This window comes from Halolamina litorea (assembly GCF_026616205.1).
GTDB classification, from domain to species: Archaea; Halobacteriota; Halobacteria; order Halobacteriales; family Haloferacaceae; genus Halolamina; species Halolamina litorea.
In genome coordinates, this window is the sequence record NZ_JANHGR010000001.1 from 978988 (window position 1) to 991110 (window position 12123).

Genomic DNA, 12123 nt, shown 5'->3' on the forward strand with positions numbered 1-12123 from the left:
GGCCGGGTTCGCCGGTTCTCCGGCGGCGGAGCTATGGGGCTCCCGGTCGAAGCCCGCCCATGACCGAAATCGCCGTCGTCGGTGCCGGGTTGGCCGGGCTTGTCGCCGCCCGCCGACTCGCCGACGCGGGCCACGACGTGACGCTGTTCGAGGAACGCGAGACCGTCGGCGGCCGGGTCCGGACCCGGGAGGTCGAGGGGTTCACCTGCGACCGCGGCTTTCAGGTGCTGTTCGACGCGTACCCGGCGGTTCAGGAGGAACTTGACCTCGCCGCCCTCTCCCTGCGAGCGTTCGCCCCCGGCGGCACCATCTGCCGTCCGGACAGCCGATCGACCCTCTCCGACCCGTTCCGTGACCTCGGGTCGCTCCTCCCCTCGGCGTTCTCCCGGGAGGTCACGCTGGGGGACAAACTCCGGACGCTCCGCCTCCGTCGGGGGCTGACCCGGGGTGACTGGCCCGAGTTCGGCACCCCGGACCGCTCGATCCGGGCGCTCCTGCAGGACGAGGGGTTCTCCGAGGAGTTCGTCGAGAACTTCGCGGCGCCGCTGTACGGCGGGATCACGCTCGACCGCTCGCTGGCGACCTCCGCGAACGTCTTCGAGTACACGTTCCGTGCGATGTCGCTCGGACGCATCGTCGTCCCCGCCGAGGGGATGGCGGCGATCCCCGAGCAGTTGGCCGAACGCGCCCGCGATTCCGGGGTTGAAGTACTGACCGGCGTCGGCGTCGACGCCGTCGACGCGGCGGACGACAGGGTGCATCTCGACACGGAGGACGGTTCCGTCGAGGCCGACGCTGTGGTCGTCGCCGCCGACCCGCCGACCGCGAAGCGGCTCACCGGCGTCGACTCGATTCCGACCGAGGGTGCCGGCGTCGTTACGCAGCATTACCGACTCCCCGGACCAGCGCTCGACGCCGGTACCCGGATCATGCTCAACGCCGGGGACGCGCGGCCCAACACCGTCGCCCAGCTTACCGCTGTCGCGCCGGAGTACGGCGACGGGAGCGACGATCAACTGCTCGTCGCGTCGTTCGTCGACGAGGGGGCACAGGACCGTTCGTCGGGCGACCTCGCGAGTGACACCCGCGAAGCGCTCGCCTCGTGGTACCCCGAGCGTGACGTGACGGGGCTGGAACCGATCGCGACCGACCGTATCCCGTTCGCGCAGTTCGCTCAGCCGCCGGGAGCCCACGCACGACTGCCCGACACCCGTGACCCCGCGGGACCAGTCTACCTCGCCGGCGACTACACCCAGTGGTCCTCGATCCAGGGGGCCTTGCAGAGCGGCCGAGTCGCCGCCGAAGCCGTCGACGCCGATCAGTCGGACTGACTCCCCCGTTTCGCTGGACGGGGACGCCGGTGTTTATGTGGGGCCCGACCCAGCCTTCCCGCATGACTGACGCGCTGGCGGACAAACGCACTGCGAGCCGCTTTCGCATCCTCGCCGAGATCGCCGACCGCCAGCCGGCGGTGAGTCAGGGCGAGATCGCCGACGCCGTCGGCGTCACGAGTCAGGCGGTCAGCGAGTACATCCGTGAACTGGTCGACGACGGCCTCGTCGAGAAGGAGGGCCGCTCGCGCTACCGCGTGACCAAGGAGGGCGTGGATTGGCTGTTCCGCGAAGCTAAATCGCTCCGGCGGTACGTCGACCACGTCACCGACGACGTACTGGAGAGCCTGCAGGAGGACGCCGCCGTCGCCGTCGAAGCGATCGAAGCCGGCGAACCGGTCTCGCTCTCGCTCCAAAACGGACTGCTCCACGCGACGCCCGGCGACGAGGGGCCGGCGACTGGTGTAGCGACTACCGACGCGGAGGCCGGCACCGACGTCGGCGTGACGGGGTTCGAGGGCGTGATCGACATGGCACCCGGCACCGTCACGGTGTTTCAGGTGCCGCCGGTCCGGGCCGGCGGGAGCCGCGGCGTCGACGAGGCGGCGCTGGCGGAACTCTGTTCGGCGGCTGACCTCGTCCTCGCCAGCGGGGTCGAAGCAGTCGTCACGCTCCGCGGGATCGACCACCCGCCGGCCGTCGCTGCCGCCGCCGGCGAGGTGGCCGCGGAGGCGGCCGGGCGCGGGCAGGAGGTCGTCGTCGCCGTCACCCGCGACGAGGTCGGTCGCGTCACCGACGCGCTCCGCGACGGCGAGACGGAGTACGTCGTCGAGGGGAACTGACTCACTCGATCCGGAGGTCGCCGTCCGCGTCGCCCTCGGCACCCTCGTGCCACTCGATCTCCAACTCGATGCTCTTCTCGGGGTTGTCGGGGTGGCCCTCGCGCTCGACTTTTACCTCGAACTCCGCTCGCTCCGGCGGGTCGATCGCTACCGACTCAGTCGCGGAACTGAGGGTTACCTCCCCGCCTGCTGCGAGGGAGTCAGCGACGCTGTGCAGGTATTCGGCGATCTCCTCACGGCTCCGAACGCTCTCGGATTTGAACAGGACTGTCTCGGGCATACACGATTAATTGGGCGCCAGACGACATAAATCCGCGCCGGGGTGCTCAGTCGGCGTGCTCCTTCGCGGTGCTGTAGGCCTCCTGAAGCCGCTGGAACTCCTCCTGACTGCCGCCGTGGTCCGGGTGGACCTCCTTGACCTGGTCGCGATACGCCGCGCTGACCGCCTCGGCGTCGGCGTCGCGCCCGAGTCCGAGCGTGTCGAAGGCGTCGTCGATGGGGTTCTCACGCTCCCTGCTCGCCCAGGGGTCGCGGTCCGCCCGTCGGCTTCGACTCCGACTCCGCCCCCGGTCCCGCCCCGACGCTGTCCGTCGGTCGGCGTCGATACCGAGGTCGAACGGGAGGAGGCGGCCGATCATCGACCCCGGCATCTCGTACTCACAGAGCACCACGTGCGTCTCGCCGTCTGCCAGTCGGAGGTACGCCCGCGGGTCGAACGTGATCGCTACGTCCCGGTCGGGGAGGTAGAACGCCACCCGCGTGGTGCCGAGTCCGTAGTCCTCGAGGAACGGCTCGTCGGCGCGCCGGAACACCGCCCGGATCTCGGCACGTTGGCGCTCGGCGGCGCCGACACGGCGACCGCTGGAGTCGGGTTCGGGGTCGGGAATGTAGCGCTCCCCGAGGACGAACACCACAGCGATCACGACCGACGCAGCTACCCCCAACAGGAGCCCGGACAGGAGCCACGACGGCAGGGTCGAGAGCACGCGCGCGTCTTGGGGCGGCATCCTCTTCAACGCCCCGCCGGGGTGACCGGGACCCGAACTACCTTTGTGGTTCCGTGTCAACCCCTCGTCGTGACAACCTACGACATCGAGCGGTACCTCAACATCCGGAGCGCGTACGGTGGCTCGTTCGCCCCCGACGGCGAGCGGCTGGCGTTCCTGATGAACACGACCGGTACCGCACAGGTCTGGACCGTCGACGGGCCCGGCGAGTGGCCCGTTCAGCGAACGTTCTACGACGACCGGGTGACGTTCGTCGACTACTCCCCCGAGCGCGAGGAACTCGCGTTCGGCAAGGACCAGGGCGGCGACGAGCGCGCCCAACTCTACACGCTGAACACCGAGACCGGCGAGATCACCAACCGGACCCGCAGAGCCGGCGCCAAACACCGCTGGGGCGGCTGGGACAGCGACGGCGAGCGCTTCGCGTTCGCCTCGAACCGCCGGGACCACGAGGTGTTCGACATCTACGTCCAGGACCGCGACGGCACCGGTGACGACGCCGAACTGGTCCACGAAGGGGAGGGCTGGCTCAGCCTCTCGGGCTGGTCGCCCGAGGACGACCGGCTGATCGTCCACGAGGCCCACTCCAGCTTCGACCACGACGTACACGTCCTCGACGTGACCGACGGCGGCATCAGCCACGTCACGCCCCACGACGGCCGCGCCCGGTTCAGCAGCGTCGAGTGGGGGCCGGACGGCAACTCGCTGTACCTGGTCACCGATCACAACTCCGATACGCTCCAACTCGAACGGCTCGACCTCTCTACCGGCGGCTTCACCGTCGTCGAGGACGGTGGCGAGTGGAACGTCGACGGCGTCTCCATCGACGAGGAGAGCCGCCGGGTCGCGTACTCGCGCAACGTCGACGGCTACACCGCCCTCACGGTCGGGGAACTCGTCGACGCCGACCGGATCGACCCCAACGAGTCACCCTCGTTCCCGGAGGGCGTCATCGGCGGCGTCTCGTGGGGCCCCGACGGCGAGCGCTACGCCACAACCGTCACGGCCAGCAGCGACAACGCCAACGTCCACGTCGCCGACGCCCGCACCGGCGAGAGCGCACGCTGGACGAACGCCGCGACGGCGGGTATCCCACGGGACACGTTCGTCGAGCCCCAACTGGTCCACGTCCCCAGCTTCGACGGTCGGGAGGTCCCCGGCTTCTTCTCGGTACCGGAGGACGCCGAGGGCGAAGTGCCGGTCATCGTCGACATCCACGGCGGCCCCGAGAGCCAGCGACGGCCCTCCTTCAGCACCGTCAAGCAGTACTTCCTCAACAACGGCTACGCGGTGTTCGAGCCCAACGTCCGGGGCTCCTCGGGCTACGGCAAGGAGTACGCGAGCCTCGACGACGTTCGCAACCGGATGGACTCGGTGAAGGACCTGAAAGCCGGCGTCGAGTGGCTGCAGGAACACCCCGACGCCGACGCCGACCGCATCGTCGCCTACGGCGGCTCCTACGGCGGCTTCATGGTGCTCTCGGCGATGACGGAGTACCCGGACCTCTGGGCGGCGGGCGTCGACGTGGTCGGCATCGCCAACTTCGTCACGTTCCTCGAGAACACCAGCGACTGGCGGCGCTCGCTCCGCGAGGCCGAGTACGGCAGCCTCGAGGACGACCGGGAGTTCCTCGAGGAGATATCGCCGTCGAACAACATCGAGCACATCGCGGCGCCGCTGTTCGTCCTCCACGGCGAGAACGACCCGCGCGTGCCCGTCAGCGAGGCCGAACAGATCGTCGAGGACGCCCGCGAGCAGGGCGTCCCCGTCCGGAAACTGATCTTCCCCGACGAGGGCCACGGCTTCTCCAAACTGGAGAACCGTATCGAGGCCTACTCCGCGGTCGTGGAGTTCCTCGACGAACACGTGTAGGCCCACCGCGGGCAGCCACACGCCGGGGGTTTCCCTGCGAACGTGGTCGCTACCTTTCCCCTTCGAGCCCCTAGCGTCGGCTATGAGCCACGACCACCCCAACGAGATGACCGACGAAGAGCGAATCGCGTTCCTCGGTGCGGGCGGAACGGGCGTCCTCTCACTGAACACCCAGCGCGGCCCACCCCACTCGGTACCGGTGTCCTACGGCTACGACAGCTCGACCGGGGCGTTCTACTTCCGGCTCGCGGTCGCTCCCGACAGCAGGAAGGGTGACCTCGCGGGCCGGCCGGCGACGTTCGTGACCTATGGACAGGCAGATGATCGCTGGCAGAGCGTCGTCGTTCAGGGGGAACTAGAGGACACGACCGAGGGGTCGATCGCGATCGAGACCCTCGAAGGACTCCGCGGCGTCGACCTCCAGTACGTCGACATCTTCGGCGAACCGCTCCGGACGGTCGAGTTCGAGTTCTACCGCCTCACGCCGGATACCGTCGGGGCGCGTCGCGAGTCGTACACGGAGGCGTAGGCCCGACGACCCCGGCCCCGAACCGAGGGCCGATCGCCAGCCGCGACAGTAGTGTAGTGCGGTATACACATCGGGAAACGGTTAAGTTCGTGTCGGGAACTTATCCGGGAGAGATGCTCGAAGACGGACTTTCTTACCCCATTAGCGGGGACAGCGCGGCGGGTCGTATCGTGATCGGTGGACTGCTCGGGTTCGCCAGCGTACTGGTGATCCCCGCGTTCGCCCTGCTTGGCTACCTGGTCTGGGTGCTCGGCGGCGCCGCTCGCGGCGAAGAGGAGCCCCCAGCCTTCGAGGACTGGGGCGACATGATCGTCGACGGCCTCAAGGCGACGGCCGTGACGATCGTCTACGGGATCGTCCCGTTCGCGCTGGTGTTCCTCAGTGTCTTCGTCATCGGTGCCGGCGGCGCCTCCGGCAGCGACGCCGGGATGAGTATCCTCGGTGGAATCGGCCTGATCGGCATCCTCGTGAGCATCCTCGCGATGTTCATCCTCTACTACCTGATCCCGGCCGCGCTGACCAACATGGCCCTCGAGGGCGAGTTCGGGGCGGCCTTCGACTTCGGGACGATCAAGCAGGCGGTGCTCTCGGCCGACTACCTCGTCGCGTGGCTGATCCCGTTCGTGCTCGCGGCGGTGATGAACGTCGTCGTGTTCTTCCTCGCGGTGACCATCGTCGGCCTCATCGTGGTGCCGTTCATCCAGTTCTACGTGCAGGTCGCGGCGTTCTACATGTTCGGCGCGGCGTTCGGCAAGGTCGTCGGCGTCGAGGGGACGAACACCGGCGAGTTCGACGGCACCGTCGCCTGACGCTCGCTCTCCCGCCCAACCCTTCTCAATTCGTTTCGAACACAACTGTTCCCGCGGCCAGATCGCCGAGGCACTGGCCGCGGTCGGTGAGGACGCCCATCGTGGCGCCGACGAGCACCGTAGCGGCGACGCCGAGACAGATTCCCAGCAACAGGCCGTCGAGGATCACCGCGCCGGCACGTTGACCCAACGTCGTGCCCTCGGTGTCGAGTCGCGGGGGCGGTCAGTCCGCCCCTCCTTCGACCCGTCGACGCGCCGTCAGTGGTCGTGCTCCTGACCGGCGCCGACTTCGGGGTCGTGGTGGGCGTACTCCCCCGGTTGTTCCTCGAAGGCGCGCTTGCAACTCCGCGAACAGAAGTAGTAGCGGTCGCCGTCGTGGGTCACGCTGGGGCCGTCGTCGTCGACCCGCATGCCACAGACCGGATCGCGGAACTGTCCGGGCGCACCGAGGCCGCGACGGTAGACCGCCGCGAGGAAACCGACGAGGCCGAACGCGAGCAGGTTCAGGGCGAGGGTGTAGTCCACCTCGAAGTAGGTCTGCTCGCTCGCGGTCTCACCGCCGGCGAGGTCCGGGACGACCCCGAGCGCGTCGAACAGCAACTCCATCAGGAACCCCGTGAACGCCATCGTGACGAAGAACACGCCGAGAACGTACAGCATGACCTTCCAGCCGTAGTACTTCCGGTAGACGTTCAACACGGGCACCGTGATGAGGTCGGCGTAGACGAACGCGATCACCCCCGCGAAGCTGATCCCGCCGCCCCAGAGCGCGACCGCGAAGGGGACGTTCCCCATGCTGCCCACGAAGCTGAGGACGGCGATAGCGACGCCCATGGTCGCGTTCTCGGCCGTGGCGAACAGCCCGTCGCCGCCGAGAAACAGCGCGTTCCAGACCGACTGGGGGACGAACACGATCACGAACCCCGAGATGAGGAAGCCGGCGATCACGTCGGTCCAGATCATCGACCACTCCTTTCGGAACTGGTTGGCGACCTTGTACCACCCGCCCCACGACCGAAGCTCCTCGCGCCAGCCGCCGGTGCCCGCCGTCCGCTGTCTGTACGTCTCCAGACAGCCCTCCGAACAGAACTGCAGGGTCTCGCCGCCGTCGGTGGTGAGAGTGTGCTCCGGGCTCCCCTCCATCCCACAGGTGGGGTCCTCGTCGACGCCCGCCGCGCGGTCACGCTCGTTCAGGCGTTCGCGGACCTCCTCGAAGTGGCTCTCGGGGAGTGTGAGGTGGACCAGCAGCGCCATCACCGCGATCAGCACCAGCCCGCCGAGCAGTTCGGCGACGAGGAACTCCCACCCCAACAGGAGCAGGATCATCAGCCCGAGTTCGACGATCAGGTTCGTCGATGCGAACATGAACGCGAGCACGTTCACGACCGCCGCGCCCTTCTTGAACAGCCCCTTCGCGATGGCGACGGCGCCGAAGCTACAGCCGCTGCTGACCGCACCGAACACCGTCGCCTTCGTGAGGCCCTCGAAGTCACCCTCCCCCAGCACGTCGGCCATCCGCTCTTTCGAGACGAACGTCTGGACGAGGCTGGTCACGGTCAGCCCCATGACGATCGCCCACGCCGCTGTCCAGAGGAAGCCGACGCCGATCCGTAGGGACTCGATCACGCCGTCGACGAGCGCGCCCATACGTACAACGACGGCTACATCGACTATTGCGGTTACCCTTACAGAACCGAGCCGGGGGGGAATCGCGTCGCCCTCGAGAAGTCTCCCCGGTGACACCCACCGCAATCCGTTGGTTTTCGGGAATCCCGGCGCCGGGTGCGGCGGCGCGAGCCACTCCTCGACCGACGGAACGAACTCGCCCCGCCGGTGGCACTTTGGTTCCCAAAGTTCTCTCCGTTCTGGCTCCACGTTCGAAAGGAATCGACGGTACAGAGTCGATGTATTCGAGTAACAACCGTATTGATTTGGGAGGCCCTATTTTCGCACGGTGAAACACTGTGTCTCAGAACAACGATAGCCGGACGGTGGGTGTGATCCTCCTGGTCGCCCTCGCGGTCTTCTTCCTGCTCCCCCTGTTGTTCATGGGGTTCGGGATGATGGGAACCGGGATGATGGGCGGCACCTGGGGCGGCCACATGTGGGGTGACGGCCAGACCAGCGGCTGGTTCCCCCTCGCAGGCATCGCCATGCAACTGCTGTTCCTGCTGGTCGTCGTCGGTGGCGGCTACCTCCTCTACCGGGGTCTCACCGACGACGACGGGAGTGACCCGGCGATGGAGGAACTCCGCTCGGCGTACGCTCGCGGGGAACTGAGCGATGAAGAGTACGAACAGCGCCGCGACGCGCTGACACGCGACCGACGCGACTGATCTGTGGGCCGCCCTTCGTGTCGGGCGGCTGATTCACTCTGCCCGTGCCTTCGTCAGGTTCTCGACGGTCCCGCCGCAGTCCGGGCAGACGGCGAGCCGGTCTTCGCTTGTGTGGTGCTGGAGACAGTCCACACATTCGTACAGTTTCGTTCCGGTTCCACCTCCGTTCCGACTACCAATGGGAGACATGTGTTACCGATTGTCGTGCAGAAGCTTGAATCCTTCGCCGACCCGAACTCTCGCCGGCACGGGGGACCCGTTAGAGTGAAACCGACGCCGGGCGAACGGCCTCCTTATGAGTGCAGACTCCGAGCAACGGACCATCCGCTGTCTCGTCGCCAAGGTGGGCCTGGACGGCCACGACCGCGGCGCACACGTGATCGCGCGGGCGTTCCGCGACGCCGGCTTCGAAGTGATCTACTCGGGGCTCCACCGCGCGCCCGAAGAGATCGTGCAGGCCGCCGTACAGGAGGACGTCGACGTGCTGGGCATCTCGATCCTCTCGGGCGCCCACAACACGCTCGTCCCCAAGGTTATCGAGGGGCTGAAGGAGTACGACGCGTTCGAGGACACCCTGATCCTCGTCGGCGGCATCATCCCCGACGAGGACAAGGAGACGCTGCTCGATCTGGGGGTCGCGGAGGTCTTCGGCCCCGGGACGCCGATGGAGGAGACCGTCGAGTTCGTCCGCGAGAACGCCCCCGAGCGATGAACGCGGCCGCGGAGACCGAACTGGTCGAGGAACTGCTCGCGGGGAAACACCGCGCGCTCGCCCGGGTCATCTCGAAAGTCGAGGACCGCGAGCCGGGCTACCGAGACATCGTTTCGGCGCTCCACGAGCACACCGGGACCGCCGACGTGATCGGCGTCACCGGCTCCCCCGGGGCGGGGAAGTCGACGCTCGTCGACAAGCTTGCGGCCCACTACCGCGAGCGCGGGGAGACCGTCGGCGTCATCGCCGTCGACCCCTCCTCGCCGTACACCGGCGGCGCCGTCCTCGGCGACCGCATCCGGATGGCGAGCAACGTCGGCGACATGGACGTGTTCTTCCGCTCGATGTCCGCCCGCGGCACGCTCGGCGGGCTCTCGACGGCGACCGCCGACGCGGTCAAGGCTCTCGACGCGTTCGGCAAGGACCGCATCATCATCGAGACCGTCGGCGCCGGCCAGAACGAGGTCGACATCGTCCGCACCGCCGACACCGTCTGTGTCCTCGTCCAACCCGGCTCTGGTGACGACGTCCAGATGCTCAAAGCCGGCATCCTCGAGATCGGCGACCTCTTCGTCGTCAACAAGGCCGACATGGACGGCGCGACCCGCACGGTCGCGGACTTAGAGGAGATGCTCCACATGGAGCGCGACCCCACCGCGAAGCTGAACACCGGCGGCTTCGACGCTCCCGAGCACCCCGACAGCGGAGACGGCGCCGACGCCGACGGATCAGCGAGTATCTGGGAGCCGAAAGTGCTCGAAACCGTCGCCAAGAGCGGCGAGGGCGTCGAGGAGCTGATCGACACGCTCGACGCCCACTCCGCGTGGCTCGACGAGACCGGCCGACGGGAGGCCAAGGCGAAACAGCGCTACGCCGCCGAGATCCGCCAACTGCTCCGGGCCGACGCCGCCGAACTGGTCGAGGGGGAGTTAGCGCGCCGCGGGGGCGTCGAGGAGATGGCCGAGCGGGTCCACGAGCGCGAAACCGATCCCTACACCGTCGCCGACGACGTGCTCGGGCCGATCGAAGAGTGCGTCGAACAGGAGCGCGAGTAGGAAGCATACCCTTTTGCGGTCTGCTCGCAGACCCACCTTTACGCCAGTAGGGCGGCTGAATCGGGTGATAAGTGGCGTATTTACAATACGCACAGCCGCCGTGAGTTCGCCCGGTGATGAACGATGTCGACTACTGCTGAGAACGAGAAGATCGCTCGCCGAATCATCGAGGAGGCGTGGAACGAACAGGACCTCGGGGTCGTCGACGAGCTCTACAGCCCGGAGTACGTCGGCCACTGGTTCCTCCCGGGCGGCGAGACGGCTGACCGGGAGGCGCTGAAGGGGTTCATGCAGGCCGTGTTCGAGGGGTTCCCGGACTACCGGATGGACATCGCCTTCCTCCACGCCGACGAGTCGTACGTCACCGTCGGCTTCACCGGAAGCGGGACCCACGAAGGGGAGTTCATGGGGGTCGCGCCGGGCGGTACGAGCACCGATATCGACCGCCCCATCCCCGGACACATTACTTCACGCATCGAGGACGGACAGATCGTCGAGGGCTGGGCGACCTGGGACGCGCTGGGCATGATGCAGGAACTCGGGGCCATCCCGGGGGACCTCGAGGCGGGCCTTCCTGCCGACGACGACTGATCGACGGCGTCCGTCGCCCGGTTCGCGCCCCCGGGTCAGTCGCCCCCCCGTGCCGCGTCGATGAGTGCTTCTTCGGTTTCCCGATCCGGCCCGTTCACCGTGCCGTCGCGTCCGTGCTCACGATGAGCCTGTGCAGTCGCGGCGACGGCTTCCTCGGGTGGCGTCGACTCCCAGCCCAGCGCCGAGAGCTTCTCGGTGGCGACGACGGCCGGCGTCGGCGTGTAGAGCGGGAAGTCGGTCGGTTCGACGCCCGCCGCGTCGAGGTCGGCCGGGCCGGTCTGGACGACATCGACATCCGTGTCCAGCGCGTCGGCGGCTAGTTCGAGCGACCGCCCGAGCGAGAAGGTGTTCCGGTCGGCGACGTTGTACGCCTCGCCGGCCTCCCCCTCCTCGGCGACGACCCGGAGCGCGCTCGCCACGTCCTCGACGAAGACGCGGTGGAGCAGGCTGTCGCCGTCGAACGGTACCGCAACCTCGTCGTACTCGGCGACGCGGTCGGTCCAGTAGGCGAAGCGCTCGGTGTAGTCGTGTGGGCCGTAGACCAGCATCGGCCGGACCGCCATCGCGTTGACGCCGTCCTCGGCGGCGCGGGCGACGACGCGGTCGCCCTCGGCCTTTCTGGGCCCGTAGCTCTCGACGGTGTCGTCGGTGGCCTGCTCGGGCGTGCAGTCATGGAGGGTGGTTTCGTCCTCCCGCATCGGCACGTCCGGGGCGTCGTAGGCCGACCCGGAGGAGACGTACACGTACGCGTCGGCGTCGGCGAACACCTCGGTCGCGGCTTCCACGTCCGCGGGCTGGAACGCGCAGGTGTCGATCACGATGTCGGGGTCGACGGCGTCCCGTGCGGTTTCGAGGGCGTCGCGGTCGGTCCGGTCGCCGTGAACGGAATCGACGCTATCGCGGTCCTCGAAGGGGTTGCCGGACTCGCCGCGGGTGAAGGTCGTGACGCGGTAGTCGTGGGCGAGCAGTTCCTCGACGGTGTGGCGGCCGATGAACTTCGTGCCGCCGACGACGAGTGCGGTGTCGGACATAGGTGGGG

General features: G+C 68.1%; 15 protein-coding genes. 9 read left to right on the forward strand and 6 right to left on the reverse strand.

What is annotated here, in order from left to right; genetic code table 11:
* Positions 1-59 precede the first annotated feature (59 nt).
* Both NO998_RS05225 and NO998_RS05230 read left to right on the forward strand, forming a co-directional pair.
* Positions 60-1331 carry an FAD-dependent oxidoreductase gene (locus tag NO998_RS05225; RefSeq protein WP_267646012.1) on the forward strand — a complete coding sequence of 424 codons (1272 nt, stop codon included), beginning with the start codon at positions 60-62 and terminating at the stop codon, positions 1329-1331.
* A 62-nt stretch (positions 1332-1393) separates the two neighbouring features.
* Entirely contained in the window at positions 1394-2173 is a 780-nt protein-coding gene (locus tag NO998_RS05230) for a DUF7839 domain-containing protein (RefSeq protein WP_267646013.1), read from the forward strand.
* 1 nt (position 2174) lies between these two features.
* On the opposite strand, the gene NO998_RS05235 is transcribed toward NO998_RS05230, so the two are convergent.
* Both NO998_RS05235 and NO998_RS05240 read right to left on the reverse strand, forming a co-directional pair.
* A complete protein-coding gene (locus tag NO998_RS05235) occupies positions 2175-2453 on the reverse strand; it encodes an amphi-Trp domain-containing protein (RefSeq protein ID WP_267646014.1) in 279 nt (92 codons plus the stop codon).
* 46 nt (positions 2454-2499) lie between these two features.
* Positions 2500-3180, reverse strand: a complete 681-nt coding sequence (locus NO998_RS05240; RefSeq protein WP_267646015.1) for a J domain-containing protein — start codon at positions 3178-3180, stop codon at positions 2500-2502.
* Between the two features lie 69 nt (positions 3181-3249).
* Here NO998_RS05240 and NO998_RS05245 point away from each other — a divergent pair, with 69 nt between their 5' ends.
* The 3 genes from NO998_RS05245 (at position 3250) to NO998_RS05255 (ending at position 6390) form a co-directional block, all read left to right on the forward strand.
* A complete protein-coding gene (locus NO998_RS05245) occupies positions 3250-5052 on the forward strand; it encodes a S9 family peptidase (protein ID WP_267646016.1) in 1803 nt (600 codons plus the stop codon).
* A gap of 82 nt (positions 5053-5134) precedes the next feature.
* The gene (locus tag NO998_RS05250; RefSeq protein WP_267646017.1) at positions 5135-5581 is read left to right on the forward strand and encodes a pyridoxamine 5'-phosphate oxidase family protein; all 447 of its coding nucleotides are present in this window, start codon (positions 5135-5137) and stop codon (positions 5579-5581) included.
* 113 nt (positions 5582-5694) lie between these two features.
* The gene (locus tag NO998_RS05255) at positions 5695-6390 is read left to right on the forward strand and encodes a DUF4013 domain-containing protein (RefSeq protein WP_267646018.1); all 696 of its coding nucleotides are present in this window, start codon (positions 5695-5697) and stop codon (positions 6388-6390) included.
* A gap of 25 nt (positions 6391-6415) precedes the next feature.
* Here the strand turns inward: NO998_RS05255 and NO998_RS05260 are convergent, their stop codons facing one another.
* Together NO998_RS05260 and NO998_RS05265 are read right to left on the reverse strand one after the other, a co-directional pair.
* Positions 6416-6580 carry a hypothetical protein gene (locus tag NO998_RS05260; RefSeq protein ID WP_267646019.1) on the reverse strand — a complete coding sequence of 55 codons (165 nt, stop codon included), beginning with the start codon at positions 6578-6580 and terminating at the stop codon, positions 6416-6418.
* Between the two features lie 68 nt (positions 6581-6648).
* Positions 6649-8037 carry a permease gene (locus NO998_RS05265; RefSeq protein WP_267646020.1) on the reverse strand — a complete coding sequence of 463 codons (1389 nt, stop codon included), beginning with the start codon at positions 8035-8037 and terminating at the stop codon, positions 6649-6651.
* A 317-nt stretch (positions 8038-8354) separates the two neighbouring features.
* On the opposite strand from NO998_RS05265, the gene NO998_RS05270 reads away from it, so the two are divergent.
* Positions 8355-8726: an SHOCT domain-containing protein gene (locus tag NO998_RS05270; protein WP_379821336.1), complete on the forward strand. Its 372-nt coding sequence runs from the start codon at positions 8355-8357 to the stop codon at positions 8724-8726.
* A gap of 33 nt (positions 8727-8759) precedes the next feature.
* Here NO998_RS05270 and NO998_RS15815 read toward each other — a convergent pair whose 3' ends face one another.
* Complete coding sequence (locus tag NO998_RS15815; protein WP_345781115.1) at positions 8760-8915, reverse strand: rubrerythrin-like domain-containing protein; 156 nt, start codon at positions 8913-8915, stop codon at positions 8760-8762.
* Positions 8916-9021: 106 nt separating this feature from the next.
* Between NO998_RS15815 and NO998_RS05275 the strand changes: the two genes are divergently transcribed.
* The 3 genes from NO998_RS05275 to NO998_RS05285 all read left to right on the forward strand — a co-directional run bounded on the left by NO998_RS05275 (position 9022) and on the right by NO998_RS05285 (position 11084).
* The gene (locus tag NO998_RS05275) at positions 9022-9438 is read left to right on the forward strand and encodes a cobalamin B12-binding domain-containing protein (protein ID WP_267646021.1); all 417 of its coding nucleotides are present in this window, start codon (positions 9022-9024) and stop codon (positions 9436-9438) included.
* The gene (gene meaB, locus NO998_RS05280) at positions 9435-10493 is read left to right on the forward strand and encodes a methylmalonyl Co-A mutase-associated GTPase MeaB (protein ID WP_267646022.1); all 1059 of its coding nucleotides are present in this window, start codon (positions 9435-9437) and stop codon (positions 10491-10493) included. The genes NO998_RS05275 and meaB overlap by 4 nt, the downstream gene beginning before the upstream one ends.
* Before the next feature lie 123 nt (positions 10494-10616).
* Positions 10617-11084 carry an ester cyclase gene (locus NO998_RS05285; protein WP_267646023.1) on the forward strand — a complete coding sequence of 156 codons (468 nt, stop codon included), beginning with the start codon at positions 10617-10619 and terminating at the stop codon, positions 11082-11084.
* A 35-nt stretch (positions 11085-11119) separates the two neighbouring features.
* On the opposite strand, the gene NO998_RS05290 is transcribed toward NO998_RS05285, so the two are convergent.
* Entirely contained in the window at positions 11120-12115 is a 996-nt protein-coding gene (locus NO998_RS05290; RefSeq protein ID WP_267646024.1) for an NAD-dependent epimerase/dehydratase family protein, read from the reverse strand.
* Positions 12116-12123: the final 8 nt, after the last annotated feature.

What these genes read in the sequence shown, in the direction of transcription:
- NO998_RS05225 (WP_267646012.1), top strand. Translation starts at nt 60, where the DNA reads ATGACCGAAATCGCCGTCGTCGGTGCCGGGTTGGCCGGGCTTGTCGCC.
- NO998_RS05230 (WP_267646013.1), top strand. Translation starts at nt 1,394, where the DNA reads ATGACTGACGCGCTGGCGGACAAACGCACTGCGAGCCGCTTTCGCATC.
- NO998_RS05235 (WP_267646014.1), bottom strand. Translation starts at nt 2,453, where the DNA reads ATGCCCGAGACAGTCCTGTTCAAATCCGAGAGCGTTCGGAGCCGTGAG.
- NO998_RS05240 (WP_267646015.1), bottom strand. Translation starts at nt 3,180, where the DNA reads ATGCCGCCCCAAGACGCGCGCGTGCTCTCGACCCTGCCGTCGTGGCTC.
- NO998_RS05250 (WP_267646017.1), top strand. Translation starts at nt 5,135, where the DNA reads ATGAGCCACGACCACCCCAACGAGATGACCGACGAAGAGCGAATCGCG.
- NO998_RS05255 (WP_267646018.1), top strand. Translation starts at nt 5,695, where the DNA reads ATGCTCGAAGACGGACTTTCTTACCCCATTAGCGGGGACAGCGCGGCG.
- NO998_RS05265 (WP_267646020.1), bottom strand. Translation starts at nt 8,037, where the DNA reads ATGGGCGCGCTCGTCGACGGCGTGATCGAGTCCCTACGGATCGGCGTC.
- NO998_RS15815 (WP_345781115.1), bottom strand. Translation starts at nt 8,915, where the DNA reads ATGTCTCCCATTGGTAGTCGGAACGGAGGTGGAACCGGAACGAAACTG.
- NO998_RS05275 (WP_267646021.1), top strand. Translation starts at nt 9,022, where the DNA reads ATGAGTGCAGACTCCGAGCAACGGACCATCCGCTGTCTCGTCGCCAAG.
- meaB (WP_267646022.1), top strand. Translation starts at nt 9,435, where the DNA reads ATGAACGCGGCCGCGGAGACCGAACTGGTCGAGGAACTGCTCGCGGGG.
- NO998_RS05285 (WP_267646023.1), top strand. Translation starts at nt 10,617, where the DNA reads ATGTCGACTACTGCTGAGAACGAGAAGATCGCTCGCCGAATCATCGAG.
- NO998_RS05290 (WP_267646024.1), bottom strand. Translation starts at nt 12,115, where the DNA reads ATGTCCGACACCGCACTCGTCGTCGGCGGCACGAAGTTCATCGGCCGC.